The following is a 24,196-nucleotide window of genomic DNA, read 5'->3' on the forward strand; positions in this document are numbered from 1 at the left end:
CGGCAGGTGGCGCGAGCAGACGCCCGTGACCACCTTCCCGGCAGGAGGCCCCATGCCCTGCCTGCCCTCACGCCTGCCAGTCGTCCGCCAGCACCTTACCGCCGCCGTGTCCCTCTTCGCGGAGGCGGCCCAGGCCAACGGAATGCCACCCGCTCGCGTCCAGCGCGTGGCCTTGCTGGTGGACGAGTCCCTGGCGGAGCTCGACGCTCCCGCGCAACCAGTGGACGTGCGCGGGCTGGCGCCCGAGGACTGGCACGCGACCAGGTAACAACCGCGACGGAGCCTCCCGCTCACTCGCGCACCAGAGCCGCCTGACGCCCGTTGTCCCGATCATCCCGACTCGCTTACGGTGGGGGAATGGATTCACCGATGACGCTCTACCTGATTGGAGTCGGCGTCTCCCTCTGCTTCACGGTTGTGCGCTACGCGCACGCCGTCCTCGTCCGTACGTTCTCCACGTACCACCTCAACCTGAGGAAGATCGGCGTGCGGCTGAGCTTCATTCCCGGCGTGAGTTGGACACGCACTGGAGAGTGGAGGGAGGAACTCCCCGTCGCTCTTTTCTTCAGCGCCGTGCTGGTGGCGCTGAGTTGGATTGGCGTCGTGCTCCCTCTCATTGAGGGAGTCGCGTCATGGTGGAAACGCATGACAATGCCGCCGCGGCTCAAAGAGATCGACTGGCGCATGCACAACGTGGACCTGGATGCCGCAGAGGTCGAGCGGCTCGACTTCGAGATAATCGAACTAACGCTCGGCGCAGAGGCTGCAGCGCGCGTGCGCGCCGATCTTGCCGAATGGAAGTCAGCAAGAGCGAATCGCTAACTTGCGACCAGGGCCGCCGAAGCGCTCATTTGGCCGAGGTCTTCTCGTGGTCGGTTGCGAGGCGGGTGCGCGGAGACGCGCTGGCGCCCTTGCGGGCGACCTCTGCCGCATCTTTCTTCGCCTCGCTCTGTCGCTGGAACTCAAGGAGGCGGCGCCAATACACCTCAAGTGGCACGACCTCCACATCGACGGAGGGGTCATAGTTACGTAAGAACAACTGGTATCTCGTCTCCAGGGTCGCGGCGATGTCACTTCGGACGGGCATCCAATTCCCGCCCGTGACAATTGCCCGCTGCTCCGCCAAACGCTCTGGATCCGCGAACGGCTTGCGTGCGTCGCGCTCTAGGTCCTTGAGCGCCTCCGGCACAGCGTCCGAATGGAAGCGCATCTCCCATGTTGGACCATCGCGCCGCCGAAGCGCGAACAGGTTGTAGCCATCTATCCCCGGCCAGTCGTTCACGTGGTACGCATAGACCACCAGCATCTCTACGAAGTCGAACGTCCACGACCAGTGGAATACGTCCTTGCGCTCGTCAATCTCGACTCGGCGGATGGCGACCAATCGCTCGTTGCGACGATTCTTCCACACGGAGCGCGCCCACAGCAGAGCGAAGGCCCCCGCGACCACATAGCCGAGTTCCATGTAGGCCATCGTCGCCCAGTGGGTTGGGTAGTACCACTGAGCGGCGGTTCAGGCACTGGAAGCGACAGGTCCACAGCCAGGGACCGGTGCCCGAGGACTGGCCGGTGGCGAGGTAACAACTGCCGCGCCTCGCGTCCTACTGGCGTGAGCACTACCACCTACCGATGCCCTGGCTGCGGCGCCCAGCTCGAGCGCCGTGGCACCCTCCTCCTCCTCTGCTCCAACGACGGCGCGCACCCGCGGGACCGCACCACCCGTGCCTACCACGCCGGCCGCCACGGGCGACTCGTGCCCGCCTCCCGCGCAGCCATGCCCGCCTGGCGCGCCGCCGTCGCCCGGCTGACGGGTGAGCACGAATAGTCGCCCGTCCGTCAATCCCTCTCGGGAGGGATGGCCGCCCCTGCGCTCCACTGGTAGCGTCCGTGTCGTGCCCAGTACGGGCGCACCTGGCCTCGCAGTGACGCCTCCGAGCGTTGAGCATTTGGTGTCTGCCCAGGTGCGGTTGAGGAGTTGCAGCCTCCCTCGCAGTGATGCCGCAAGGCGTTGGGCCGGGCCTCTTACGGGGCCCGGCCCTTGTAGTTTCAGATTGTTACGACGCCACTCCGGAAATAGACCCATGCCTATTTACTCCAGATAGGACTGGGCCTATAACTCATACCATCGACAGCGGCACTCACGCCGCGGCGAGCCCAGGAACCGTCATGTACGACGTCGAAGACATCTCGCCGAACTGCATTGCCCCTCCGCACGAGGTCCGAGACGAAGCGAAGCTGGCCGCGATCCGGGAGTCGATGCGCGCCAGCGGGTGGCAGGGGCGCCCGCTCCTCGTGCTGGACCTCCAGGACGGCCAGTACGTCGCGCTGACGGGCTCGCACCGGACGGCGGCGGCCCGGGGCACGCTGGACACGGTGCCCTGCGTGGTGGTGGCGCTCTCCGAGCGCCTGACGGCGGACAACAATCTGCACTGGGGCGGATACGACGTGTGCCTCGACGGCGTCCGTCTGCACGAGGATGAGGCCCGGCTCGCGGCGATGCAGGAGTTGGGGTTGGACGAGGCTGCGGACCTGCTGGCCGCTGAAGTCGAGTCGAACGACGCTGCGTAGGTTGCGGAGGCCCACCCCGGGCCTCATCGGGGCCGACTACCGGGCGATACCCGGTACCAAGCAGCACACACCACGCAGTACGCAGGGGGACACCATGGCCACCGTCACCACCATTATCGCTGAGAACCTGGAGGCGATTGTCTCGCCCAGTCTCCACACCGTCGCGAAGCTCGCCCTGGCCCAGGGGCAGTCGGTGGAGTTGTACCGCGGAAAGTGGCGGCACTCGCAAGCTGTGGAGACCCTGGTTGTGGACGGGGACCGGGCCGGGCAGTGGGCGGGCGGCGACGCCTCGTGGGGGGACTGGAACGAGGCGACCAAGACGGTCGCGCTCGACGAGACCGCCCACGTCATGAACCTGGACGGGGAGGACGTGAGCGAGGGCGCCTGAGAATCGATACCCGGCCGCGCTGGAGTTTCCGCGCGGCGGACGTCTCTTACAGTGATGCCTTCGGGCGATTTCTCGCAGTCCCCCCGGCGCGGACGGGAGGAGTCGAAGATGAAGCGCACGACAATCGCTGCGTATGTAGGGAAGGACCTGTACGGCGCGGACGTCTGGCTGCCGCTTGTGGAAGAGGACCAGAACGGCGTCAGGCGCGCGGTCGTGAGCGCCTCGTCCCGCTGGGAGCTCATCCCCACTGGGCGCCTCCAGGACGCGCAGCAGGCGCACGAGACGGCTGTTGAGTTGTTCGGCGCGCCGCCAGAGCCCCCTGCCAAGCCGTTGGCGAGAAAGGCACGCCTCGACGCGATGGATGAGCTTTCGCGGCGCGTCGAAGAGTGGGCGCTCGCGGACTATCGCGCTCGGCAGGGCTCGAACTAGCAGTCTCACTCGCTGTCTCCGGCTGAGCCGGGAGGGAGTTCCGATGCCTACTGTGCGGGACACGTTTCGAGGTGCTGAGGTTGAGTGGGCCGGGCGCCTGCTTCAGGCCATCCCACTGGGGAGCCACGGGGACAGGGAGTTGCTGTGGCTGCGCCGCGCCGATGATGGGCTGTCGCTGGGTGTCGTCGCGTATGACGGTGCAGACTTCCTGGATTGCGGCCCTCGGGCCGTGGAACTCCCCAACACCCCCGTGGCGTGGGCTGACTGCGCCCAACCTGCCTGGGCCACCGCGCTGCTTGGGGCGTTGGCCGCGGCCAACCCGCCGCCGCCCATGCTGAACGAGGACTTCGAACGGGCGGTCCAGCAGGTCCACGCTGACGCCCAGCGCCAGCGTGAAGCGGTCTACCGCTAGCCGCCGTCTCCTCGCGGGCCGCTGGCCCGATGCCGCAAGGCGATACCGTCCACACCCTGACGGCGTGACGGGCTCCCTTCCTCACTCCCGGCTGGGACGTCCAGCCGGGCCACCTGGACTCCATGGCACGACACGACTCCTCGAAGACGCCTCCCTCCCTCCGTCGGACGCCCAAGGGCGAAGTAGCCCACCGGGTGGAGGTGGGGCTCACCGCACGCAGCGAGAGCGCGCGGAAGTACCTGGTTGCGCACCTCGCCCGCGAGCCGCTGGAGGGCGTCCCCGCCAACGGTACCGGGGCCGTCAACCTCGCGCTGGAGGAAGCGGCGAAGGCCCGTGGGTGGACGCCGCCGAAGCCGGAGGGCGAGTCCTAATGCAGGCCCTTGACTGGCCAGGACCGCCGCCCGCGGCACGCGGCTACTGGCGGCGTGGCGGACTGGAAGCAGCACTCGCAGCTCTTGAGGAGGACGCGGCCGCCGGCCGCATCCCCACGACACAGGCGGACTTGGTGTTTGGCTCCCTCCCCTTCCTTGCGTTGGAGGACGCGGTACGGCGCCACGGGCCCACGCGAGTCAACGACGCCATCACCGACGCCGAAGTCCAGCGCGCCCTGGCGCGTGTCACAGGGGGGCCCGACCACCGCGAGAACTACAAGCTGCTCTGCATGGAGCGCTGGTTCGGCCTGGTGTACGTGGCCCACGGGCGCCACGACTACGAAGTGTCGCCAGGACTGGCGCAGCGCCTGCGACACACGGAGTTGCGCGGGCTGTCCTGCGATGACCTACACCTCCCGCACCCGTGCATCCAGTTGAGGGTGCCCATCGAGGCCGGCATCACCCTGCCCGACACAGCCGGGCCCGACCTGCCGGTGACGGGGCTTCTCCTCGCTGAGGAGCCCGAGCCTGGGCGCTGCTGGCGCCTCTGCGTGGAGGCCTCGCGGCCCGACGGCCAACGCACGCTCAACCTTATCTCCGTGTCCCTGCCGGCCGGGCAGGACCTGGACACAGCACTCGACTCCCACGAGAGCAAGGCTCAGCACGCCGGCGAGCATTGGCGCGCCATTTGGGCTTGGGCGATGAACGTCGTCCTCTACGCCACCAGCGGAGGCGTGCGCGATGAGGTGTGGCGCAACCGCGAGGCTCGGCAACTCCGTGACCGGCTGGAGAAGCTCCCTAAGGGCCCGAAGCGGGACAAGCTGCGTGAGCAACTCAAGGCCATGGACGTGCAGCGGCGCGTCGTCCTTGGCCCCGGTGCCGTCCCGCTTGAGACCCCACCGCAAGGCACCACCGGCCGCCCATTGGTGGTGCGGACGCGCGTGTCCGGCCATTGGAAGCGCCAGCCTCACGGCCAGGCACTGGCGGAGCGGAAGCTCATCTGGGTCCAGCCCTACTGGCGTGGACCAGAGGATGCCGCCGCGCCGATCGGCACGACTCACGGGCTGGTGTGACACGCGGCGCGCAGACGCCCACCGCCCAACACTCGCCCCGCGGGGGCACGCCACCCTCCGCGCAGCGTGGTGCAATGCCGGGACGTTCGCAGCCAGGGGGGACCATGCTGCTCGCCGCGCTCAATGACTACGCCCGCCGTCGAAAGCTCGTAGACGCGGTGCTCTGGCCAGAGAAGCCTGTTCACTTCCGCCTGCACATCACCACGGAGGGGAAATTCCGCGCCCTCGTGCCCACGTCCACGGATGGCGCCGGTGTGCCGATGAGCATCCCCCGCCCGCCGCAGCGCGCGTCGAACGTCGCAGCCGGGTTCCTGGTGGACAATCCCAAGTACGTGCTGGGCCTGGCTGACGGCAGGGAGGCACAAAGGGTGAAGGCCGACGCTCGCGTCGCTGCATTCCGTACGCTCGCCTCTGAGTCCGCTGAAACCACGCGCTCACCCGTGGCCGGCGCTGTGGCCGCGTTCGTCGCGGACGCCAGCGCGCGGACCCAGGCGCTCGCCGCGCATCCAACCGGTGCATGGACAGGTGGGGAACTGATTGCCTTCGTCGTCGGCGACGACACCGCGCACGCCCATGAGTCGCCGCCCCTCCGAGCATGGTGGGAAAGCCGCGGGGAGGAAGAAGCAGCCCAGGGCAACGTGGGGCAGTGCCTGGTATCGGGCGACGTGACGGTGCTGGCTCGGCTGCACGAGCGCGTCCGGGGTGTCCCTGGGACGCTGGCCATGGGCGGGCGCCTAGTTTCAGCCAGCAACGACGCGTTCACGTCCCACGGCCTGGAGCAGGGAGGAAACGCGCCCATCGGCAAGCAGCCCGCCCTCGCCTACGTCCTTGCGTTGAACCACCTGCTGGAACCGACGGCGACACGCAACTACCGCCACGGGATTCGCCTCGCCTCGGACACCGTGCTGGTGCTGTGGACGGACGGGCCTCCCGAAGAAGCGGAGCAGTTACTCACCCTCCTCGACCCGACCACGCCGGAGTTGAAGCGCATCCCCCCGGATGGACCACAGGTGCCCGAGGTGCGCCCGGGAGCGCGGCTATTCACCGTGACGCTCTCGGGCAACTTGGGGCGTATCGCCACCCGGGACATGCTGGAGATGCCGCTCGCCGTCGCCTTCGCGAACATCCGGCGTTTCCTTGAGGAGGTGCGCCTGCCCAACTCCCCCGCCCGGCCGCTGCCGGTGTGGCGGCTGCTCAGCGCACTGGAGGACGGTGCAGAGAATGGCGTCCCCCCGGACCTGGCGACGCGCATGGTCCGCGCCATCCTCACCGGCAGCGCCTTCCCGCAAGCGCTCCTCACCGCTGCGGTGAAAGCCATGGGCGTCCAGCGGCCTGGTGATGGCGTCGACGGGCTGCACGTCACGACACGTGCGCAGCTCATCCAGGCATGCCTCCGTCGCACAGGAGGCACCGTAGCGGCCGCGCTCGCCGCCTCTCCGACGGTGGGACCGCCTACGTCCCTTGTACTGGGACGCATTCTCGCCGTCCTTGAGAGGTTCGACGCCGGCGAGGGGTTCCGCGCGCGCCACTTCACCCGGTTCTCGCATTCTCCCGCCACCGCCTTCCCTCCCCTGCTCCGACGGGCGATGGCACAGGAGAGGAAGCACCCACGCCTCATCAGGCTCGTGGGGGAGCTCGTAGCAGCGCTCCCAGGTTCGGGCTTTCCAGGCGCACTCGGGCTTGAGGACCGGGCGCTCGTTGCGGTCGGGTACGCACAGCAACGCGGTGCAATGTAAAGGACGCCTCGTTACGCGCCTGCTGGTACGCCTCCTGCTGTGCACGGCGGGCATGACCAGGAAACAGCGGGAGGCGCTCGCGCAGCGCCTGGGAGCGGCGGAGAGGGAACTGCAGGCGGCAGTAGCGGGGCTGGACGGGAGTCCGAAGGCAAGGACGAGATACGCCCACGCACGCGCGGAACACCAAGCAGCCGCCGCGCTGACCATCCAGGAACTACAAGGCCCGGCGCCTCGATGGTTGCGCCGGGCCCGTGCACTTACACAGCGGACTCAGGCCGCGTCACGAATCCCCTCTCGGGCTGCCGCCTCCAGTCGGCGGGCGGCGGCCTCGCAGTAGCGCTCCTCGAGCTCCACGCCCACGGCGCGGCGGCCGAGCTGCTGCGCAGCGACGAGGGTGGCGCCGGTGCCGGCGAACGGGTCCAGCACCAGACCGCCCTCGGGGCACGCGCGGGACACCAGGAAGGCCATCAATTCGACGGGCTTCTCGGTGGGGTGCGTCCGCTTCTTCGGGGTGACGGGCGCGAAGGCGGGCAAGACTGCGCCGTGTCGCTTCCCCATCAGCGGGCGGCGCTTCGCCCCGCAGGCGTGAAGCACCACCTCGTAGTCGGGCGCGAAGCTTCCCGTGCAGTCACCGGTACCACCACGGTTCTTCCACCAGATGAGCGCGCCCTTTGAATTCAGGTGCGGAGCCATCGCGTCGTGGAAATCCGGCCATGAGGCCCAGTGGCAGAAGACGAATGCATGCGCATCGTCGGCCAGCATGGGCGTCGCCGCGGTGAGTGCCTGGCGGAACACCCGCATCCCCTGGCGTGCGCCGTCAGCGCGGACGGGCGCTGCACCCTTTGTCTTGGGCTGCCATGCCATTCCGTAGGGCGGGTCGGTGAGGAGCAGGTCCGCGGACTGAGATGGGAGGTCCAGGAGCTGCTCGCGGCAGTCGGCGTGGTACAGCTTGACGGTGTCGTTCTCGTAGTAGGGCTTCACGTTGTCGTGCTCGTTGCGCTGAGGGTAGGACTGCAACTTCAAGCGCAATGCACGTGCGGTGCCGACATGCCGTCCCGTCACCTGTCAGCCGAGGGCACTCCGAAATGCAGACCAATCTGGATGACGCGGCCCTTGAAGGGCTTCTTGCGTGGTACCGCCAATCGGGAACGCCCTTCGTCCCGCACGACTTCCGCCACGAAGGGAAGGAAGTCTGGCGCACCCTCAAAGCCCTGCTCTGGCGCATCGCGAACACGCAGAGCGTCGCGCCTCACATCGTGGAGACCTTGAGGTCCATCCACTGCCCTCTCACCGAGGACGAGTACGTCTTCGAGCGGAACTTCCACCGCCTGCTCTGGTACGCCCGCGCTACCCGAGGTGCCGCGATGCCGAAGTCTTCCGACCTCGGCAGGTGGGTGACGACGTTTCAGACGCTGGACGGGGTGCCACCGCGAAAGCTACCTCCTGAACTCCGCGCTCGATTTGAAGCCGTCCCGGGCTGGACGTGGCAAGGGACACCGAAGCACCACCGCTCCAGCTCCAGGTAGGAGGAACTGCGGCCCGCTCCAGCGCACTGGAGCGGGCCGCCATGCCTCACCAGCCGAACGTGTAGCGTGCGCCGACGCCTGCCATCCGCTCTCGCTGGTTGGCTTCTGCGAACCCGAAGAGGCCCACGTGCTGCGTCAGCCGCGCGCCCAGCTCGCCGCGCACGTAGGCGCCAGAGAGGCTGGACACGCCGGCCTGTGCTTCGAGATAGCCGGTACGGACGGGGACGCGAGACAGCACCCCGTCCAGCCCCGCAGCCACGGCTCGCCGCGGGGCATCTAGGGGCCCGACGCCACAACCTCGACGCTCAGCTTGCTCGACGCAATGAGCGCCGCGGCGGCGGCATTCGCGCGCACCTTCTCCTCAGCCTTCTGCGCGCCGTGCATGGCGGAGAACTCCATCTTCGCGAGCGCCTGCTCGTGCGGCTTCAGCGGGCGCCAACCGTTGGCCTTCAGCCAGTCATCGGCCATCTTCAGCCCCTTCGCCGCCTTGTCCGCGAAGTTCTCCTTCGGGTCCTCTGCCGCGACGTCCTCAACGATGTTGTACGCATGGTGGAAGGCCAGGGCGATGCGGCGCTTGCGCGTGGCCGTCAGCCACGTGCCGGCGCCGAAGAGTCCGACCGCCCCAACGAGGACGCCCAACGCGGTGCCGATGGCGGAGGGGGTGAGCAGCGAGTCGAGGATGGAGACGGACGTGCCCGGCTCCGCGGTGGTGGCCAGGGCAACGGCGGGCCCGGACAGCACCAGCGCCACGGTGGCGATGGCGAGCAGCTTCAGTTTCTGTTTCATGGAGCACTCCTGGGACTGCGGGGGAAGCCCAGCGCCGAGACGCCGGGCGGGGAGACATGTGCGGGCGCTCAGGCGCCAGACGCAGCGGGCGTGGGCGCGGAGCCAGCGAAGCGCTCGCGCCGCGAGAGGACGTCTCTGGCGTAGTCCTGCCCGGTAGTGACGCTGTCCACCATGGCCAGGCGGTGTGCATCTGTGGCATCGGCCGGGAGGCGTGCGAGCACGGAGCGCACCCGGCCCAGGCCAGCGTTGTAGGCCGCGAGAGCGCCGACCACGTAGCCGTCCAGGGCGTCCAGATTGCGACGAAGGAGGCGGCAGCCGTACAGCACGTTGACGGCAGGGTCCTGCCACAGCGGCCGGCCCAGGTCGTCCACGGCCGCGACGAAGCCCTTGTGGGCCCTGTCATCTACCTGCATCAGCCCGCGCCCGTGGCCGTGGTCCCCAGTGCCGCTGGGTCCCTTGGGCGTGAGCGCGTCGCCACCCAGGGACTCCCTATCCATGACGGCGAACACCAGCAGCGGGTCCAGGTTGTACAGCGCGGCGATGGGCTCCACGGTGGGGAGCCAACGCGAGAGACGAGCGGGGAGCTGAAACATGGGGACTCCAGGGGAAGAGGACGCCAGGGACGACGAGGGCTACGCGCCGACGGCGGAGCGGCCGATGGCCGGCCCCTTCGCGCCGGGGAGGTACCAACGGTGGGCAAAGGCGTCCCAGACGTGCTCCGGGGTCGGCTGGGGCGGACGCTCCGACGTCGACACGTCCGTGGCCAGGACCGCACGCGCCACGGCAATCCAGCCCGCGCGCACCAGCACCGAGCAGGCGGAGAACTGGGGCAGCGGCGCGCCCGTCACCGCGGAGCGGCCACCCGTCACTCCGCCGTAGACGACGTACAGGCGTTCGGCTTGGGCCATGTCCTCGGGGCTCGCGCCGGCCACGTCCCGCTCGGCGGAAGAAACGAGTTCAGGCGGCGGGGTGTAGGGCGGCGGAGTGGATGGCTGAGACATGCGGTGCTCCTGGGGTGCTGCGAGTGAAAGGGAAGCGCGGTGCGCAACCACGGCGAGCGTGGCGACGAGAGCGCGCGGAGGGCGCAGGCTCACGGCGTGGACCTCGCCGCCTTCTGCGGGTCCACGAGGTTGGCCGTGTGCTGGACACGGAGCGCGTTGCGCTCGCCCATCAGCGTGTGCGAATCGTGGGCTGCGCGAGCGAGCTGCGGGCGGGCCTCGGCCTGCCACGTCTCCAGTGCCTTAAGGCGCAGGTCCACCAGCCGCAGTGCGGACTCGTGCTCGCCCACCCGGCGCAGGTCCGCCTTGATGTCCTTCACGTCTGCGGCAACGGCCCCCATTTGCTGGACGAGGATGGGCACCTGACCGGCGTCCAGCCGCTCCTGCTCCAGCGCCTTGAGCCGCTGCTCATGTACGGGCACCTGCTCGACAGCCGCCTCGTGCTTGGCATGCCGGCGGGACAGCAGCGCATTGAGCAACGGCGCAGCGATGTTGCTGGCCGCGAACATGGCGAACGCGGCCTCGGGGGTAAGCTCCATGAAGCCGCATCGTCACGGGATGCGAGGACGCCGTCCGGTGAGCCCGGAGAATCGACGAAACGCCGCTCTATCCGGTCTCGGTGTCGCGAACTGCGCTCCGGTGGGGCTCGTCAGCGGAACGCCGACGAGTCTCCCCACTCCGCCACGGGGATGAAGCGCAGCCCTTCCGGCGGCGGCGACAGGGCGAGCACCCGCTCAACCACCGTCCGGTGAAAGACGTGGACCACGGACTCGGCGAGCCGAAACGCCAGTCGCTCTTCGAGCGGCACCTCACCGAGCACGGACTCGTCGAGGAACAGCTTGTCGAGGCTCAGCAGGAGGTCGCCGTCCTCGTCGAACTCGAAGCGCGAGCGCACCCTGTCCATGCAGGGAAGCCGTCGCCACATGTGGACCAGCCAGTAGCGCAACACGGAGTCGCCCACCTGCACGTCCGCGGGAACGAGCTGGACTCCTGGCAGAGCCGCCGCCTCGAAGGAATCCTTCAGCCGCGTGGAGACGACAGGCGCCGGCAGGCTGTGAAAGTCAGCCATGACGGGCCGGGGCGGGACCGGCTCGCCCAGCTTCAGCTTGACGGGCGCTGCAACCTTCACAGGACTGGGCCGAAAAAACGGAAGGCACTCCTGGTCCCACGACAGCAGGGGATGCTGCTGGGAACGCGCGCGCTCGAGGACGAAGTAGTCGTCTTGCATGGCTACTCTCCCACCTGAAGCGCCCGCCGCTGGAGTGCCGTCCCAGTGCCTGGGTGCATCGTCCGATGCCTCCGGCCGGCAGGACACGGCCGACGTGGCTTGTCCTGAATAGACATCGAGCCCGCGCACCCCTGCCCTCCAGGAAGGTAGTCCAACCCATCCGTCGTGAGGGTCCACTTCCCGCTGGCCACCTTCCCCAGAATCGTGCGGCTTATTCGGTCCATCTTGGCCGTAAGCCCCTCGGGCTTCGGGCAGAAACTGCCACTCACGGCCTTCTCGATAACGCCCGCCAGCAGCCGCTTCACGGCATCTGGGTACGCGAGGTTCATGTCGAAGGCCCAGCCCCCTGCATGGGGGCCTTTGTGAATCGGCACGTGGAGTTCGCAGGCGACGGCCATCACCATCGGCAGCATGACGCCATTCTCTCGCCGGTTGATGTCATACCCGAAGTCCCGGCAGAGCGGCGCCCACGGAGCATCCTCAGCCATGGCCTCGGAGCAGATGAGGTGGTGAGCGGCGATGGACCAGCGCCCCGTGTACCAGGGGTGCTCCTTCGCCTTGCGGCCCGCGAGGATGTTTTCCCGCAGCTCCGTGGGGTTCCCCAGGTGCTCGCCCCATCGCCTTGCGAGCGTGTGCCACGGCCCCCCGCAGTACTCGCAAGGTGGCAAGTCCAAATGCTGCGGCCATTCCTTGGGCTCGGAACCGAACGGCCGAAGTGGTACGCAACGAGAGAGGGCGGGCATGCCCGGAAGCACACACCCAGCGCGCCGACTATTGAATGGCACGAGAGCGCAGGCGAACGCGCACTTTCCTACAGGACACCGCAGCTCACGTACCGGCGCCGATGCTCTCGCGCTGCCTCACCGCGCGGAGGAACTGCAAGAGAGGAGTCGGCGCCCCCAGCACCTCGAGGATTTCCTCCCGAGTGGCGAAGCCGCGCAGGTGGATGCCGTTGAGGCACCCGTCGCAGATGAAGTCAGCGTCCGGAACGAGCCCCCAGGACTCGCGCGTCGCGGGCGGCACCATGGACACGTCCGCCATCATGTCCGCCTGCTGCCGCCGCCCGCATGGGCATGGCCGCAATGGGTTCTCCGGCTCCTCCACCTCCGTGGGCCGCAGAATCTCCCCGGCGGGCCCACGCGCCGGCTCGCCCGTCATGGCGCGGAGAGACGCGGGCGCCGAGCGGGTACGCCGAGCGTCGAGGTGGTCCTTCAGCGTCTTCAGCTTCCAGCTCATGCGTCCAAGGCCTCCCAATAGAGCATGTCGCCCACGTCCGGCGTCTTCGACGCGTATTGGTCCGTCGAGGTGCTGTAGGTGACGCCCGCCCCAGCATCCACGCTGGAGTGCCAGACGTGCGCGGTGGGCTGGTTACTTCCCGGCGGCACGGACACGGACTTGATGCGCAGGCGCAGCCGGTCCGCTGCGCCCAGGCCCGGAGCCGCCGCCGTCAGTACCTCGCCGATGTGCGTGTTCACGGACTGCACCCAGTTGACGGTGTTGTTGTTGGAGTTGGCCCACAGGGTGGTTGTCGCGCGTTCCACCCAGGACTGCCCCACGTCCAGGCTGTCCAGCGCCACGACGATGCTTCCCTGGGCGGAGCCCGGCTCCCAGCTCCCGCCCGCCCCCATCTCGCCGGTGCGCGGCGGCGTGAGCAGGTAGATGATGGCGTTGAAACGGAGCGCGTACTGGTCGTTCGTCGCCGGGGCGTTGCTGAGCACCACCTCCACCGTGGAGCCAATGCCGGTGGCAAGGTTGGAGGAGCTGGCGGGGTTGTTAGTCCGGGCAGTGACGGTGCCGCCGCGCTGGCGCAGCCGAGCGCGCAGCGTGAAGCCGCTGCCCCCATTCATGATTGCCTGGGTGTCGTCATACGTCGGCAGAGCCGTGTTGTAGGCCCCCGTCTCGCTGCCGCTGCCCGTTGCTCCCCACTTCGCCCGCGGCTCGTGCGTGAGTCCACCGCGCAGCAGCACCATGGGCGTGTTCTGAAACGGCGGGTTGAAGGCCACGTAGGCCCCGTGCGCGGCGAGCTGCGCCTGGCGGCCCTTCGCGATGGTGCGCGGCGCCCCGCTCCCGTCGGAGATGCCGACGTTGTAGGAGATGCTGCCGTCCGGATTGAGGGCCGTGTACACGCGCGGCGTGGCCGACTCGTCGAAGACGTCCACCACTGCGGAGTCGAAGTCCGTCACGCCGTTGCCGGCGTCCAAGTTGGCGATGAGCACCAGAGACACGTAGCGCGTGGCCTGGTGCATGGGCCGGGGGTTGCGCGGGTCCTGCGAGGGCCAGTTCTCCGTGACGTTGGCCGACAGCCCCTTCACCCAGCCGGTGAATTCGCTGTACCCGGTGGACGCGGGCAGCACCGCCCCGGAGATGCAGTAGTAGTGCTGGCTGCCCAAGTCATTGAGGCCGGCTGCGTTCACCATGGTGACGCCGTCCGCCGCCCAACCCACCAGTCCGCAGTACACCGCCTTCCCGCCGGACGTGGGCTCCTGGAACTGCCGCACGCGGCAGCGCAGGCGGTACAGCTTCGTCGGGTCGTACGGCAGCTTCACCGTGGAGTAAATCCACACCGCGTTGGTGCACCGCAGGACGTTGCCCCCGGAATAGCCCTGGCCGGAGACGAGGGACGCCGCCGGCGGCGCCAGCAAGGGGTTGCGCTCCCAGTTGCCCAAGTCGAAGGGCGAGCGCTCGAAGGACTCGGTGAAGGCGCCCACGGCATTCCGGGACGCCTCCTGCGCGGCCGCAGCGGGGACATTCTTCAAATCCGCGGTGGCCAGCTTCACCATGTCCGGGTCCGCCGCCACCGCGCCCCCGAGGACGCGCCAGCTGCTCTGCGTGCCGTTGGAGTACAGGGCCTGGACGGCGCACTTCACCTCCACCGTGGTGGCCACGCGCAGCGACACCACCGCGCGGCGCTCCGAGGGCCCCACGCGCACTGGCTCCAGGAGGTAGGCGTCCGTGTTGTTGGGGTCATCCCCTTCGTAGACGGCCACGCTGAAGCCCAGCAGGAGGTGCGTGGGCAGCGTCTCGACGTGCGTCCAGCGGATGTCGAAGTACCGCGGCTTGAGGAGACGGGGGTTCGGCTCGCCCGGCGTGACGTCCACGTCGATGCCGCCCTGAAGCTCTTTTTCGCGTGAGCGCATGCTTTCTCTCTACGGCGGAGGGGTGGAGGACACCGTCATGGTGACGGACGCGGGCGTAGTGGGCGCCGCGCGGACGGTGACGGTGGTGTCGTTGGTGGAGGGATTGCCCGTGGTGTCGATGGCCTTCACGCGCACGACGTGGTCCGCAGGCCCAGGCACGGGCCATTCGTGCGCGGTGGCGCGCACCTTCGAGATGGGGGTGGCGTTGTTCCAATTCGTCCCGCCGTAGCGCAGCTCGTAGGTGTCCCGGTCCAGGTCCGGGATTTCCGTCCACCGCAGCGTGGCCGTGTTGCCGTTGAGTGTGTAGCCGAAGCCCACGACGTCCGAGGGTGGCGCCCGCTTGCCTCGCACGTTGAGGGAGGCCTCGGAATAGGCGGTGACGAAGCCGTTGAGGACGGCCGCCACCTGCACGGAGTACGCGCCGGGGTTGATGTCCAGCAACTCCCAGAAGTGCGACTGCACCCCCGTCACCGTCGTCCAGTTGCCCCCGTCCACCCGCCAGCGCACCACGTACTCGGTGGCGCTGGGGCGCTGCGCCCACCGGGCGTTGAGCGACACCTTCAGTCCGCCGTTCGTCGTCTTGTAGAGGCTCTCCCCCAGCACGAGGTCCGCGGGTGGCGCCGAGGAAGGCAGCACGGAGGTGGGCACCGGCTGCAGCTTCACGCCGAGCTCCACCTCGTCGTACTTGCCCGGGTGGTGGCGCAGCGCCGTGACTTCGTAGAGGTGCGGCTCCACCTCGGCCACGCTGAGAATGCGCCACGTCGTGGGCGCCAAGTCGGACGCCGCGAGCACCCAGACGGCATTCCGGGCGGGCGCCACGGGGAAGGGCGTGGCGACGGTGAGGGCCCGGTACGGCGCCGGCGCCGCGGGCGCCAGCTCGCGCTCCACCGCCGCCCCGTCCGGCATCACCACGGAGAGGGAGTACGTCTTCCCCGCCTCAAGGGTGACGTCCGCGTCCAGCTCTACCTGGGTGGCGGTGGCGGCCACCACCCGCCCACCCCAGCGGCGGCCGGCCCGGTACGGGTCCTGAAGCTTCACCACCGCGCCCGGGTTGCGCAGGGCGCCCTCGAGGCCCGTGCGGAACACCACCGTCTCCGTCTCCAGCCTCTCGGTGAAGAGGAGCCACCGCCCCACCCGCTGCGCCTGGCCGCGCGAGGTGCAGCCCAGCGCCACCACCTCGGTGGGGTTGTAGCCGTACTCGCGCAGGCCGTCCTCGTCCGTCACGTACTCCTTCGCGGACTTGTAGTGGTTGGCCGGGTCGTTCCAGGTGACGAGCGCGACGGTGTGGCGCGCACGCCGGCCGCTGCTGGAGTACGTGAAGAGGCCGTCCACCACGTTGGCCGGGGTGAAGAGGTACTCGGCGTCCCGGGGCGCGTCCTGGGCGACGTACACCGCGCCGCTGGCCCAGTACGTCATGCCTCGGAAGACGGAGGCGAGGTTGTTCACCACCTGGTACGCGTCCGCCTGCGTCTGGAGGTAGAGGTTGCAGCGGAAGCGCGGCTCCTGGCCGCCCTTCCCGTCCGGTACCAACTCGTCGCAGTAGCGGCCGATGGTGTACAGCCCCCACTTGTCGACGTGGGACTCATTGAGGAAGCGGCCCAGGCCGTAACGGCGCGTCGTCAGCAAGTCGTAGAAGCACCAGGCCGGGTTGTCCGTCCACTCCACCTTGAAGGTGCCGTCCCAGGTGCCCGAGTACTCCCGCGTCAGCGGGTTGTAGTTGCTGGGCACCCGCACCTTCAGCCCCCGAATTCGGTACGAGCGCGTGGGCACCGTCTGAAACTGGTGCGCGGACACCTGGAGGGCGCACAGCGCGCTGTTGGGGTAGCTGAGCTTCTCGTCGATGAGGGTGGCGTAGGACTTCCACAGCGTCTTGTTCTGCAGGTTGGCCTGCGTGCTGTCCGCGGTGAGGCGCCGCACGCGGATGTCCCACGGCGCGCTGCCGGTGAGCTCCACACGGTACGTCCGCTCGTAGGGGCTGGTGCACTTGCCGGCGATGACACCCGCTCCCTCCAGGTCCTGCTCAACGAAGCCGCCGCCGTTGCTTTGCACGTCGATGCCGATGAGCACCATGGATGGCATCAAGTCGCCGGTGAGCGCACTCTGGAAGGTGAGCTGCGGCACCTGCACGGTGATGCGCACCGCGTCCACGTTGGCGTCGCTGACAGTGCGGACGACGGGCTCGTAGCGCTTCACCTCCGTGTTGACGGAGAACTCCGCCTCCGCGGAGGGAAAGCCGGGGATGTACTCCTGCCCCTGCGTCCCCTGCACGTCGTAGAGGGTGACGTCGCGGAAGTTGTAGGTGTCGTTGGGATTCTGGACGACGACGCCGTCCAGGTAGACGGACTTCAGCTTGTCCACGAGCCCGACAATTTCCCCCTCGCAGAGGAGGTCCAGCACGCGGGCGTAGTTGGTGGACTTCAGCGTGTCCGGGAGCTCCACGGGCGTGCGCTGCGCGCCGCCACCGCCCTTGCCCCCATTTGCCCCGCCGTAGCCGATGAGGGGGGCCGGCTCAGATTTCGACTTCATGCGGCGCCTCCGGGTCTGCGCGCTTGGCGTTGTGCGAGAGGAAGCTCAGCGTCTGGTACGTGTGCGCTCCCTCCACGGTGATGCGCACCACGGGCCCGCGGCCGCACGCCGCCACCTCCCGCACCACGCCGGGCTGAGCGCCCAGCAGCAGCGTCCCGGGCACCAGGTGCCGCAGTTCCACCCAGTCCGCCTCGGCGCGCACGCGGTGGTTGTACGTGCCGACGAATACGCGCCCGTCCTCCAGCTCCAACCGCCAGCACTCCGCCTCCAAGAGGGCCACGTCGGTGACGAGGTACGCGCCCCACCGCAGCGTCGTCTCGTGCTGGGTGAGGACGCGCATGCCCACCTCCACCTCGCCGGCGGGCACCTCCCGCCCGTCGGCAAGGAGAACGGGCACCCACGGCGCCGGGCACCCGCCGCCCGAGGGCCCCTGCCCGCCCGGCCCCGTCTGCCCGCTGCCGTACTTGCCGCCGAAGCCGCCGCCCTCGCTCCACTCGGTGACGATGCCCGCGGAGATGACGCAGCTGCCCACCTCCAGCTCGCCGTAGCAGATGGGCACCGGATGTCCCTGGGCCAGGGTGTTAACGGGGCCGTTGAAGGCGTAGTTGGGCTTGTTCTTCGGCTCCTCGTCCGGGGCCGCAGGTGCGGGCGGTGCGAAGAGCATCTGCGACACGCCGCCCACCACCAGGGACGCGCCCATGGTGATGAGGGGTGTGCCGACGCCGAAGCCGTAGGCTGAGAGCACCGCGCCGCCTGCGATGAGGACGGCCCCCATGACCACCTGGAAGACGCCCGCCTTCGCCCCAGCCAACGCGGGCATGACGGTGATGACGGGCGCGTCAGCCGGGCGCGACAGCTCGTCCTGGCCCACGTCGCGCTTGCCGACGAAGACGTGAAAGCCCGGCTCGCTGTGCGTCACCAGGTAGCGCGCGAAGCCCTCGCACACCGCAGAGAGAGCGCGAACGGCCTCGGCGGGCGAAGGCACGCTCAAGTCCAACCGCCAGACGCGGCCGAAGCGCCGGCCCAGCGGACCTCCGAGTACCACCGTCGTCAGCATAGGGTGCGGTGTCGGACGACCTTCCGGGTGATTCGCTCCCAGAAGCCCGAGTACGTCTCCCTTCCAGACAGGCGATTCTGGAGGTGGTGGAGGACGACGTCCGCCCCCAGGTAGACGCCCGCGTGGTTGGGCACCTGCGCGCGCAGCTGCATGAGGAGGACGTCGTGCTCGCGCAGCGCCTGGCCGGTGACGTCCACGAAGCCCGCCTGGGCGTACCCCTCCAGGTAGAGGTTGCCGCCCTTGTCCCACCAGCCGTCCGGCCGGTGGAAGTCAGGCAGCTCGAGGCCCAGCCGCTCCTGGAAGTAGTCGCGGATGAGGCTGAAGCAGTCCAGGACGCCGTGGCTGAAGGGGCGGCCCACCAGCGGCGGCCGGTACCCGGTGGGGTGCCACACGCGCCAGTGGCCCACGGGCACGTTGATGATGAGCCAGGGCAGGCCCCAGCGCTCCATGCTGACGCGGTCCGCCTCGCTCGGCTCCGGGGCGGCGTTGGGGTGGGAGTGCACCACCGCCAGCACCTCCCCTTCCGCCTCCGCCCGTGCGTAGTCCTCCGGGTGGAGAATGAAGTGGGCCTGCCCTTCGGCCTGGTTGCGACAGGGCACGTACCGCTGCTCGCCGGATGCGGCCACCACGAGTCCGCACGCCTCGCGGGGATACTCGCTCCGGGCGTGAACGAGTGCGCCTTCAACAATGAGGTCGAGAGGGCCCAGCGACGGTGGCACGCGCATGCACACGATGGTCGCGCGTGCCGTGGACAACATCCGGTCCGGGCCTTCTGACTCCTGGAATCACCTGCGCCGGGGCGCACACCCTGGCGCCCCGGCGATTGGGGTTAACTGAACCCATACCTCGCAGGTGGTATTGAAATGCCCCCACAAGCTTCGCCCTAATTCAGGAGTTTCGCTGTTTCGGACTCATCTCAATGGGGGGAACCATGGCATTGGTGAAGTGCAAGCAGTGTGGAAGCGACGTCGCGAGCAACGCAGCCGCATGCCCGAAGTGCGGCGCACCTCCACCGCGCGGGCCATCCGCGCTCAAGGTCACATTCCTCGTCCTGGGTGGGCTCTTCTCTCTCTGCTTCTTCGGCACCTGCATGGCGGGCGCGATTGGCTCTGCGAACAAGGGCGCGAGCCGAACGGGTGCCACCTCGGGGAGCTCGCCTTCAGCGGCAAGCCGCCCGCCTCCGAAGGACGTAGAAATCCGGTCCCTTCTGTCCGAGTACGCCGACAACGAAGTGCGCGCGGATGCGAACTTCAAGAACCACGTCATCCAAACGGCCGGCGTCGTGGACGACGTGAAGAAGGACATCATGAACTCCGTCTACATCACCGTCGGAACCGGCCGGCAGTTCGAGATTCCCCAGGTCCAGTGCTTCGTCGCCGACAACCAACTGAACAAGGCAGCGAACCTCTCCAAAGGCTCGCGCGTCAGGGTCCGCGGCCGGGTGCAGGGACTCATGATGAACGTCCTGGTGAAGGACTGCGAAATCGTCGACCTCTGAGTCCTGGTGCGGCTGCTATCGGCACCGAGAGCCATCGAACTGGTCAACTCCGGGAATCCTCCGTGCAGCATTACGGAGGCCTCCCGTCGCGAAGCCGGCTGATTCCCGCTTGCTCCATCCAGCAACCCAACGCGTCGCGAAGACCGCGCTGCACGCCATGAGGAATATGATGACCGACAACGCCCCCACCGACGTTCAGGCTCAGCCTACCCCCAACTTCGACCCACGGTTTACCAACGACGCAACGGCGCTCGCGCCGTACCCTTGCGCGCGATGTGGCGAGACCATTCCACAGTTGCGCCGAGCGCACACGTCCTGGGCGGACCGCAGCAAGTACATCTGCGAGCTCTGCGCCAGCGACGAGTCCACATCACTTCAAATTGCCCACCGGCTGATTGAAAAATACGGGACCATCCTCTTCACCGAACGGACGCTACGCCCCGAGTGGATTCCAGAAGACGCTCCTCCCATCCATGGGCTTCGCAAGTTCACGCAACTGCAAGTCGACCGCGCACTGCGCCGGATAAAGGCTGGGGAGGGCACGGAAAGCGACCGACAGCTCGTTCATACCTCTGCAATGGAGAAGTTGCCGACCGCTGTTGGCCGTCCGAAGAAGCGGCGCTGAACGGGGGCAACTCCGGGGACTTCATCGCAAGAGTCCAACGCCGGGGAAGCCTCCGAAGGGCAAAACGGCGGTTTCTCCGTAGCGCAGCTTGCAGCTCCCCAGCCGCTTCCCGCACCGGTCCTCCGCTGGCGACGTCGTCGGGCTGTCGTCTACCCTCGCCACCGGAGGGCCCGCGTACCCGCACCCCTCCTTCCGGTACTCCCACCCGCACATCTGCGTGATGACGCGCAGCGGGATGCGGATGCCGTCCAAGTCACACCGCGCCGCGAGCGCGAACTCGATGAAGTGCTTCGACTCGGACGTCTTCTGGTCCACCACGAACTCGTCATCGGGGAATGCCTCCACCGGGCTGGCGGTGGGGTTGACGCCTCCAGGGAAGTTCACCGCGTCGAGGTAGCGGACGAAGGTGCGCTTGCGGAGGACTCGCGCGCCCAGCAAGTCATTGAAGTCCCGGGCCAGCGCGCCAATGGTGCCCGCCACGTTGGCCATGGTGAGCGTGGGCCGCGGTAGTCGCCCCGTCCCAGACTTCTCGAAGCCGCGCGCCTCCACGGGCCAGGGCTGGTACTCCGCGCCCTGCCACACTACCGGCCCGCCCAGCCCGTTGGTGCCCGCGTGGAAGTAGCTGATGCCCCCGCCAGGTATCGACGTGGCGTCGAGGACGAAGAGCTCCACGAGGGCGCCCGGCTCCAGCTTCTGAATGTCCTCGGCGATGCTCACTGAGTGCCCCCGCGCGAATCGGGCGGAGCACCCAGGGGCAGCATGGCGTTGGCGAGGAACCGCGCGATGAGGACAGGGGCGCCGTGGAGCATGCCCCTGTCTTCACACGCGCGGTGGACGTCGTCCGGGATTCATCCCACCTGCGAAAGTTGAGCGGCTTCGGGCGCCCGGGGAGCAGTTGCAGCCGCATCGGCAGCTCGCCGCGTGTTCGCCTCGATGGCCACCTGGCACAGCGCCGACTGCGCTTGAAGCTGGAGGGCGAACGCCCTCCCCCGGCCGATGCTGAGTAACAGCTCGCCTCGCCCCGTCTAGACGGGGCGAGGATAAGCCCCCGCCCGGCTTCGATGGGCGCGGTGGCGTCAGTCGGAGCTGGCCGGGAGCGCGACGGTACCGGGAGTCTCGATGGCGGCAAGGGCGGCGCGCAGCAGGTAGCATCCCGGGTCTTCACCGCGCAGGCGAGCCGTTTCCCCCAAGCAGGGGCGAGGCCGGAGCCGGAGGAAGAGAGCCCGCCCTTTGCCGCGACGAGGGAGGAGCCGAAGAGGGAGCACACACCACGATTGGACTCTCGCCAAGCTGCTACGCAGGACGGAAAGCGCTGGACGTGTTCGCTTGCTCGAAGTGTGGAAACAGGAGATGCGCTCATCCAGCGCGCCTTCGCCGCCCTTTCAAAATGTCTCGAGGAAGGTCTTCATCTCGCGCAGCACCTCGTCATGGTTGGTGAGCCAGACGTAGTGCCGCGCGTGCTCGAGCTTGATGCCCTTCCAGTTCGGCATGCTCATCACGCTCAGCATTTCGGCGTCCCGCTGGAGCGCCCTGGCGCTCAGGGTCCTCAACTTCTCCTGCACGGGAAGGTCCATTTGGGAGAAGCCTGGGATGTCCTCCACCCGCCCGAACCGAGGCTGATCCACGTAGAGGAAGAGCACGGGCGCCGTCACGGCCGCGAAGTCCACCTTCGAGAAACCCTTCATCACCCGCGCCTCCGCGTGCGGCCACTTGCGGTCGCGCAGGTAGTGCCCGGTCTTCGGATCGAACTCGCTCGCCTCGTCGATCTCGTGCGCGGGGAACGCTCCTCCGACGTCACGCGCGACCGCGGCGGCGACCGCGGCGCGTGAGGCCACGTCCTCGGGAGCGGGCTCGCTCGGAGGAGGCATGGGCAGGACCGAAAGGAGCTCCGCCAGCAGGTCACCGTTGGTCCTCACGTCCAGGTAGACCACCTTCTCCACGCGCTCCGGGTGATGGGTTGCCACCCAGGTGAGCTCTGGCCCGGCGGCGGAGTGGCCCACGAATGACGCCTTCGCGATTCCCAGCCCTTCCAGCACCCGAACGACGTCCTCGCCCAGGGTGGCGGTGTCGTAGCCCTGCTCGGGCCAGCTCGACGAGCCAAACCCCCGGCGGGTGACGGCGTAGACGTGATGGGCCGCGGTGAACTCCGGCGCGAAGGTGTCGAACACGTGGCCCGTGTTGCCCAGGCCCGACAGGAAGACGAGCGCGGGTCCCTGGCCTCCGAAGTCGAGCAGCTCGAGCTCGACCCCCTCGGCCACCTTCACCCGCTTCACCTGATGCAACGCGCTGGAGTCGGCAGAAGCCGGGACCGGGACGGACTTCGTCGTCACACAAGCGAACAGCGGCAAGCAGAGGAGGAGGAGTTTTCGCATGGACTGACTCAACTACAGGAATGCGGAGACCACCAGGGAAGCCCATGGGTCACGAGCGCGGCCCACCAGACTAGAGAGGCAACCTGCCCCCGCCTGGGTGCGCCATACCTCCCAGGGGGGATGCTGCTACTCCCTCACCCTGCCTCCTCCTGAAACTCGGCGGAGACGTCGTAGGCGTTGAAGCCCTTCAGGGTGCTCGTCCACCGCTCGCAGACGACACGCAGCACCTGGGCGCCCGCCGCAGTGAAGGTGAGCTGGGCGCCTGCGGGCGGCGCTGTCGCGAAGGTGACGAGCCCGGAAGCGGCGAGGGAGTAGTCGGCCCCCTCCGCCAGCAACACCCCGTCGCGGCACAGGAGCGGCGCAGCCTCCCACCCCACGGCGGGCACCAGCTCGCCCACCGTCGCGTCCGGGGCCAAGGGGCGCTGCAAGAAGAACTGCGTCCTGGCCCCGTCCCCGGCGCCAAACGGCTGCCCAGTGACGCCCCAGGCGCTGTCCGGCACCACGAACTCGAAGGCGGCCACTCCGCGGTGCGCGCGGAGGAAGGCGTCCACCCCGTCTGCCTCTTCCTTTCGGCGCGCGGTGAACTGGAGAGACCAACGCTGGAGGAGTCCTCGAGCTCCGTCCTCCGAGCGCTGGGAGTAGCCGTCGCCGAACTGTGCCTTCCTCACCCGAGGCTGGCTCTCAAGCTGGGCGCCCCAACTCGGCGTGAAGGGGAAGCGTTCCATTCCACCAAGCCTCTCCGAGGGTGCGGACGGCGTCCGCACACTTCACATGCGAGCGCTGTTTCAAGGGGGACCGCGCGGCCGAGTCACGCCTCGTCCCAAAGGTCCGCGACGTTGCGGTGGCGCACGGAATCATCATGCTCCTTGAGCTTGCTGTGCAGTCCGCGCAGCGCGCGCACCTGCGTGGTGTACGCAGTAACTTTTTTGAATGTCTCCTCCGTCCACATGCGGGGCGGCATCGGGTGTGTGTAGCCGTACCGTGAGAGGATTGAACTGATGTGCTGGATGACAGGGATGTCCACAACCCCCGCAAATGCCGCCGGCGGTACACTGTCGCCATTGGGGAGTATGCACATGCCGTCGGTGAATGAGCGATGCTCGACTCCCAAGCGATGCGGCCAAAAGCTCAAAGTATCGAGAGAGTCCCGCACCATCTGCGTGAGCTCAACGGTAGCAACTTCCAATTCTCGCTTGAGCAGAGACAGTCGCCCCTGCTCGTGTAGACGCCGCGTATTGTCAGGCTCCAAGTTGACGGAGACTGCCTTGGAGCCCTTGGCGATACCCAGCTTAATGCCGTCCACAACCGCGTCACGGAGCTCGATGGCCCTCGCCTCTGCGAGCTCATGCGCCTGGTGAATCTCTGCCTCTATCTTCCGACGCGCCTCGTCCACTTTCATCCCGTACACCCACAGGTAAGGCCAAATGGCCACGGCATCGTAGGTGTGCTCGGGTCGGATCAGCAAC

At 68.3% G+C, this 24,196-nt stretch carries 30 protein-coding genes; 12 read left to right on the forward strand and 18 right to left on the reverse strand.

Annotated elements, in window-relative coordinates; genetic code table 11:
- The first annotated feature begins 52 nt into the window (after window positions 1-52).
- Together OZ403_RS24935 and OZ403_RS24940 are read left to right on the forward strand one after the other, a co-directional pair.
- A complete protein-coding gene (locus OZ403_RS24935) occupies window positions 53-268 on the forward strand; it encodes a hypothetical protein (protein WP_268781904.1) in 216 nt (71 codons plus the stop codon).
- Window positions 269-369: 101 nt separating this feature from the next.
- Window positions 370-822, forward strand: a complete 453-nt coding sequence (locus OZ403_RS24940; protein ID WP_268781905.1) for a hypothetical protein — start codon at window positions 370-372, stop codon at window positions 820-822.
- 25 nt (window positions 823-847) lie between these two features.
- Here OZ403_RS24940 and OZ403_RS24945 read toward each other — a convergent pair whose 3' ends face one another.
- Window positions 848-1,465 (reverse strand): hypothetical protein, encoded by a 618-nt coding sequence (locus OZ403_RS24945; RefSeq protein ID WP_268781906.1) that lies wholly within the window; start codon window positions 1,463-1,465, stop codon window positions 848-850.
- A gap of 701 nt (window positions 1,466-2,166) precedes the next feature.
- On the opposite strand from OZ403_RS24945, the gene OZ403_RS24950 reads away from it, so the two are divergent.
- From OZ403_RS24950 to cas8c, 7 genes are all read left to right on the forward strand, one after another.
- Entirely contained in the window at window positions 2,167-2,568 is a 402-nt protein-coding gene (locus OZ403_RS24950; RefSeq protein WP_268781907.1) for a ParB N-terminal domain-containing protein, read from the forward strand.
- A 94-nt stretch (window positions 2,569-2,662) separates the two neighbouring features.
- The gene (locus OZ403_RS24955; RefSeq protein WP_268781908.1) at window positions 2,663-2,956 is read left to right on the forward strand and encodes a hypothetical protein; all 294 of its coding nucleotides are present in this window, start codon (window positions 2,663-2,665) and stop codon (window positions 2,954-2,956) included.
- Between the two features lie 108 nt (window positions 2,957-3,064).
- Window positions 3,065-3,385 carry a hypothetical protein gene (locus OZ403_RS24960; RefSeq protein WP_268781909.1) on the forward strand — a complete coding sequence of 107 codons (321 nt, stop codon included), beginning with the start codon at window positions 3,065-3,067 and terminating at the stop codon, window positions 3,383-3,385.
- A 43-nt stretch (window positions 3,386-3,428) separates the two neighbouring features.
- Window positions 3,429-3,797, forward strand: coding sequence for a hypothetical protein (locus OZ403_RS24965; RefSeq protein ID WP_268781910.1), 369 nt, complete (start codon window positions 3,429-3,431; stop codon window positions 3,795-3,797).
- A 122-nt stretch (window positions 3,798-3,919) separates the two neighbouring features.
- The gene (locus OZ403_RS24970) at window positions 3,920-4,168 is read left to right on the forward strand and encodes a hypothetical protein (protein ID WP_268781911.1); all 249 of its coding nucleotides are present in this window, start codon (window positions 3,920-3,922) and stop codon (window positions 4,166-4,168) included.
- Between the two features lie 134 nt (window positions 4,169-4,302).
- On the forward strand, window positions 4,303-5,241 hold the full coding sequence (locus OZ403_RS24975; protein ID WP_268781912.1) for a hypothetical protein: 939 nt from the start codon (window positions 4,303-4,305) through the stop codon (window positions 5,239-5,241).
- A gap of 104 nt (window positions 5,242-5,345) precedes the next feature.
- Window positions 5,346-6,977, forward strand: coding sequence for a type I-C CRISPR-associated protein Cas8c/Csd1 (gene cas8c, locus OZ403_RS24980; RefSeq protein WP_268781913.1), 1,632 nt, complete (start codon window positions 5,346-5,348; stop codon window positions 6,975-6,977).
- Window positions 6,978-7,247: 270 nt separating this feature from the next.
- Here the strand turns inward: cas8c and OZ403_RS24985 are convergent, their stop codons facing one another.
- Complete coding sequence (locus OZ403_RS24985) at window positions 7,248-8,000, reverse strand: DNA-methyltransferase (RefSeq protein WP_268781914.1); 753 nt, start codon at window positions 7,998-8,000, stop codon at window positions 7,248-7,250.
- A 62-nt stretch (window positions 8,001-8,062) separates the two neighbouring features.
- Between OZ403_RS24985 and OZ403_RS24990 the strand changes: the two genes are divergently transcribed.
- The gene (locus tag OZ403_RS24990; protein WP_268781915.1) at window positions 8,063-8,503 is read left to right on the forward strand and encodes a hypothetical protein; all 441 of its coding nucleotides are present in this window, start codon (window positions 8,063-8,065) and stop codon (window positions 8,501-8,503) included.
- Window positions 8,504-8,549: 46 nt separating this feature from the next.
- Here the strand turns inward: OZ403_RS24990 and OZ403_RS24995 are convergent, their stop codons facing one another.
- From OZ403_RS24995 to OZ403_RS25050, 12 genes are all read right to left on the reverse strand, one after another.
- Window positions 8,550-8,762 carry a hypothetical protein gene (locus tag OZ403_RS24995; protein ID WP_268781916.1) on the reverse strand — a complete coding sequence of 71 codons (213 nt, stop codon included), beginning with the start codon at window positions 8,760-8,762 and terminating at the stop codon, window positions 8,550-8,552.
- Between the two features lie 17 nt (window positions 8,763-8,779).
- Window positions 8,780-9,289, reverse strand: a complete 510-nt coding sequence (locus OZ403_RS25000) for a hypothetical protein (RefSeq protein ID WP_268781917.1) — start codon at window positions 9,287-9,289, stop codon at window positions 8,780-8,782.
- A 68-nt stretch (window positions 9,290-9,357) separates the two neighbouring features.
- Window positions 9,358-9,882: a transglycosylase SLT domain-containing protein gene (locus OZ403_RS25005; protein WP_268781918.1), complete on the reverse strand. Its 525-nt coding sequence runs from the start codon at window positions 9,880-9,882 to the stop codon at window positions 9,358-9,360.
- A gap of 39 nt (window positions 9,883-9,921) precedes the next feature.
- Window positions 9,922-10,290, reverse strand: coding sequence for a hypothetical protein (locus OZ403_RS25010; protein ID WP_268781919.1), 369 nt, complete (start codon window positions 10,288-10,290; stop codon window positions 9,922-9,924).
- A gap of 89 nt (window positions 10,291-10,379) precedes the next feature.
- On the reverse strand, window positions 10,380-10,826 hold the full coding sequence (locus OZ403_RS25015) for a hypothetical protein (protein ID WP_268781920.1): 447 nt from the start codon (window positions 10,824-10,826) through the stop codon (window positions 10,380-10,382).
- Window positions 10,827-10,936: 110 nt separating this feature from the next.
- Entirely contained in the window at window positions 10,937-11,515 is a 579-nt protein-coding gene (locus tag OZ403_RS25020; RefSeq protein ID WP_268781921.1) for an imm11 family protein, read from the reverse strand.
- Window positions 11,516-11,517: 2 nt separating this feature from the next.
- On the reverse strand, window positions 11,518-12,189 hold the full coding sequence (locus tag OZ403_RS25025) for an AHH domain-containing protein (protein WP_268781922.1): 672 nt from the start codon (window positions 12,187-12,189) through the stop codon (window positions 11,518-11,520).
- A gap of 154 nt (window positions 12,190-12,343) precedes the next feature.
- Window positions 12,344-12,751, reverse strand: a complete 408-nt coding sequence (locus tag OZ403_RS25030; protein WP_268781923.1) for a hypothetical protein — start codon at window positions 12,749-12,751, stop codon at window positions 12,344-12,346.
- Window positions 12,748-14,652, reverse strand: coding sequence for a hypothetical protein (locus OZ403_RS25035; protein WP_268781924.1), 1,905 nt, complete (start codon window positions 14,650-14,652; stop codon window positions 12,748-12,750). Before OZ403_RS25035 ends, OZ403_RS25030 begins: the two co-directional genes overlap by 4 nt.
- 9 nt (window positions 14,653-14,661) lie before the next feature.
- Entirely contained in the window at window positions 14,662-17,178 is a 2,517-nt protein-coding gene (locus tag OZ403_RS25040) for a host specificity protein J (RefSeq protein WP_268781925.1), read from the reverse strand.
- The gene (locus tag OZ403_RS25045) at window positions 17,162-18,235 is read right to left on the reverse strand and encodes a hypothetical protein (RefSeq protein ID WP_268781926.1); all 1,074 of its coding nucleotides are present in this window, start codon (window positions 18,233-18,235) and stop codon (window positions 17,162-17,164) included. The genes OZ403_RS25040 and OZ403_RS25045 overlap by 17 nt, the downstream gene beginning before the upstream one ends.
- On the reverse strand, window positions 18,229-18,993 hold the full coding sequence (locus OZ403_RS25050) for a C40 family peptidase (RefSeq protein ID WP_268781927.1): 765 nt from the start codon (window positions 18,991-18,993) through the stop codon (window positions 18,229-18,231). Before OZ403_RS25050 ends, OZ403_RS25045 begins: the two co-directional genes overlap by 7 nt.
- A 173-nt stretch (window positions 18,994-19,166) precedes the next feature.
- On the opposite strand from OZ403_RS25050, the gene OZ403_RS25055 reads away from it, so the two are divergent.
- Complete coding sequence (locus tag OZ403_RS25055) at window positions 19,167-19,733, forward strand: OB-fold protein (RefSeq protein ID WP_268781928.1); 567 nt, start codon at window positions 19,167-19,169, stop codon at window positions 19,731-19,733.
- A 166-nt stretch (window positions 19,734-19,899) separates the two neighbouring features.
- Complete coding sequence (locus OZ403_RS25060) at window positions 19,900-20,358, forward strand: hypothetical protein (RefSeq protein WP_268781929.1); 459 nt, start codon at window positions 19,900-19,902, stop codon at window positions 20,356-20,358.
- Window positions 20,359-20,379: 21 nt separating this feature from the next.
- Here the strand turns inward: OZ403_RS25060 and OZ403_RS25065 are convergent, their stop codons facing one another.
- The 4 genes from OZ403_RS25065 to OZ403_RS25080 form a co-directional block, all read right to left on the reverse strand.
- Window positions 20,380-21,075 (reverse strand): phage minor tail protein L, encoded by a 696-nt coding sequence (locus tag OZ403_RS25065; RefSeq protein ID WP_268781930.1) that lies wholly within the window; start codon window positions 21,073-21,075, stop codon window positions 20,380-20,382.
- 665 nt (window positions 21,076-21,740) lie between these two features.
- Window positions 21,741-22,730, reverse strand: coding sequence for an alpha/beta fold hydrolase (locus OZ403_RS25070; RefSeq protein WP_268781931.1), 990 nt, complete (start codon window positions 22,728-22,730; stop codon window positions 21,741-21,743).
- Window positions 22,731-22,864: 134 nt separating this feature from the next.
- Window positions 22,865-23,455: a phage tail protein gene (locus OZ403_RS25075; RefSeq protein ID WP_268781932.1), complete on the reverse strand. Its 591-nt coding sequence runs from the start codon at window positions 23,453-23,455 to the stop codon at window positions 22,865-22,867.
- Between the two features lie 83 nt (window positions 23,456-23,538).
- Window positions 23,539-24,195, reverse strand: a complete 657-nt coding sequence (locus tag OZ403_RS25080; RefSeq protein WP_268781933.1) for a hypothetical protein — start codon at window positions 24,193-24,195, stop codon at window positions 23,539-23,541.
- Window position 24,196: the final 1 nt, after the last annotated feature.

Origin of the sequence: Myxococcus sp. NMCA1 (assembly GCF_026810205.1) — a bacterium.
Taxonomy (GTDB): Bacteria; Myxococcota; Myxococcia; order Myxococcales; family Myxococcaceae; genus Myxococcus; species Myxococcus xanthus_A.

What these genes read in the sequence shown, in the direction of transcription:
- OZ403_RS25030 (WP_268781923.1), bottom strand. Translation starts at nt 12,751, where the DNA reads ATGAGCTGGAAGCTGAAGACGCTGAAGGACCACCTCGACGCTCGGCGT.
- OZ403_RS25035 (WP_268781924.1), bottom strand. Translation starts at nt 14,652, where the DNA reads ATGCGCTCACGCGAAAAAGAGCTTCAGGGCGGCATCGACGTGGACGTC.
- OZ403_RS25040 (WP_268781925.1), bottom strand. Translation starts at nt 17,178, where the DNA reads ATGAAGTCGAAATCTGAGCCGGCCCCCCTCATCGGCTACGGCGGGGCA.
- OZ403_RS25000 (WP_268781917.1), bottom strand. Translation starts at nt 9,289, where the DNA reads ATGAAACAGAAACTGAAGCTGCTCGCCATCGCCACCGTGGCGCTGGTG.
- OZ403_RS25050 (WP_268781927.1), bottom strand. Translation starts at nt 18,993, where the DNA reads ATGTTGTCCACGGCACGCGCGACCATCGTGTGCATGCGCGTGCCACCG.
- OZ403_RS25060 (WP_268781929.1), top strand. Translation starts at nt 19,900, where the DNA reads ATGATGACCGACAACGCCCCCACCGACGTTCAGGCTCAGCCTACCCCC.
- OZ403_RS25075 (WP_268781932.1), bottom strand. Translation starts at nt 23,455, where the DNA reads ATGGAACGCTTCCCCTTCACGCCGAGTTGGGGCGCCCAGCTTGAGAGC.
- OZ403_RS24945 (WP_268781906.1), bottom strand. Translation starts at nt 1,465, where the DNA reads ATGGAACTCGGCTATGTGGTCGCGGGGGCCTTCGCTCTGCTGTGGGCG.
- OZ403_RS25045 (WP_268781926.1), bottom strand. Translation starts at nt 18,235, where the DNA reads ATGCTGACGACGGTGGTACTCGGAGGTCCGCTGGGCCGGCGCTTCGGC.
- OZ403_RS24970 (WP_268781911.1), top strand. Translation starts at nt 3,920, where the DNA reads ATGGCACGACACGACTCCTCGAAGACGCCTCCCTCCCTCCGTCGGACG.
- OZ403_RS25005 (WP_268781918.1), bottom strand. Translation starts at nt 9,882, where the DNA reads ATGTTTCAGCTCCCCGCTCGTCTCTCGCGTTGGCTCCCCACCGTGGAG.
- OZ403_RS24990 (WP_268781915.1), top strand. Translation starts at nt 8,063, where the DNA reads ATGCAGACCAATCTGGATGACGCGGCCCTTGAAGGGCTTCTTGCGTGG.
- OZ403_RS24940 (WP_268781905.1), top strand. Translation starts at nt 370, where the DNA reads ATGACGCTCTACCTGATTGGAGTCGGCGTCTCCCTCTGCTTCACGGTT.
- OZ403_RS25055 (WP_268781928.1), top strand. Translation starts at nt 19,167, where the DNA reads ATGGCATTGGTGAAGTGCAAGCAGTGTGGAAGCGACGTCGCGAGCAAC.
- OZ403_RS25020 (WP_268781921.1), bottom strand. Translation starts at nt 11,515, where the DNA reads ATGCAAGACGACTACTTCGTCCTCGAGCGCGCGCGTTCCCAGCAGCAT.
- OZ403_RS24960 (WP_268781909.1), top strand. Translation starts at nt 3,065, where the DNA reads ATGAAGCGCACGACAATCGCTGCGTATGTAGGGAAGGACCTGTACGGC.
- OZ403_RS24950 (WP_268781907.1), top strand. Translation starts at nt 2,167, where the DNA reads ATGTACGACGTCGAAGACATCTCGCCGAACTGCATTGCCCCTCCGCAC.
- cas8c (WP_268781913.1), top strand. Translation starts at nt 5,346, where the DNA reads ATGCTGCTCGCCGCGCTCAATGACTACGCCCGCCGTCGAAAGCTCGTA.
- OZ403_RS24955 (WP_268781908.1), top strand. Translation starts at nt 2,663, where the DNA reads ATGGCCACCGTCACCACCATTATCGCTGAGAACCTGGAGGCGATTGTC.
- OZ403_RS25010 (WP_268781919.1), bottom strand. Translation starts at nt 10,290, where the DNA reads ATGTCTCAGCCATCCACTCCGCCGCCCTACACCCCGCCGCCTGAACTC.
- OZ403_RS25015 (WP_268781920.1), bottom strand. Translation starts at nt 10,826, where the DNA reads ATGGAGCTTACCCCCGAGGCCGCGTTCGCCATGTTCGCGGCCAGCAAC.
- OZ403_RS25070 (WP_268781931.1), bottom strand. Translation starts at nt 22,730, where the DNA reads ATGCGAAAACTCCTCCTCCTCTGCTTGCCGCTGTTCGCTTGTGTGACG.
- OZ403_RS24965 (WP_268781910.1), top strand. Translation starts at nt 3,429, where the DNA reads ATGCCTACTGTGCGGGACACGTTTCGAGGTGCTGAGGTTGAGTGGGCC.
- OZ403_RS24935 (WP_268781904.1), top strand. Translation starts at nt 53, where the DNA reads ATGCCCTGCCTGCCCTCACGCCTGCCAGTCGTCCGCCAGCACCTTACC.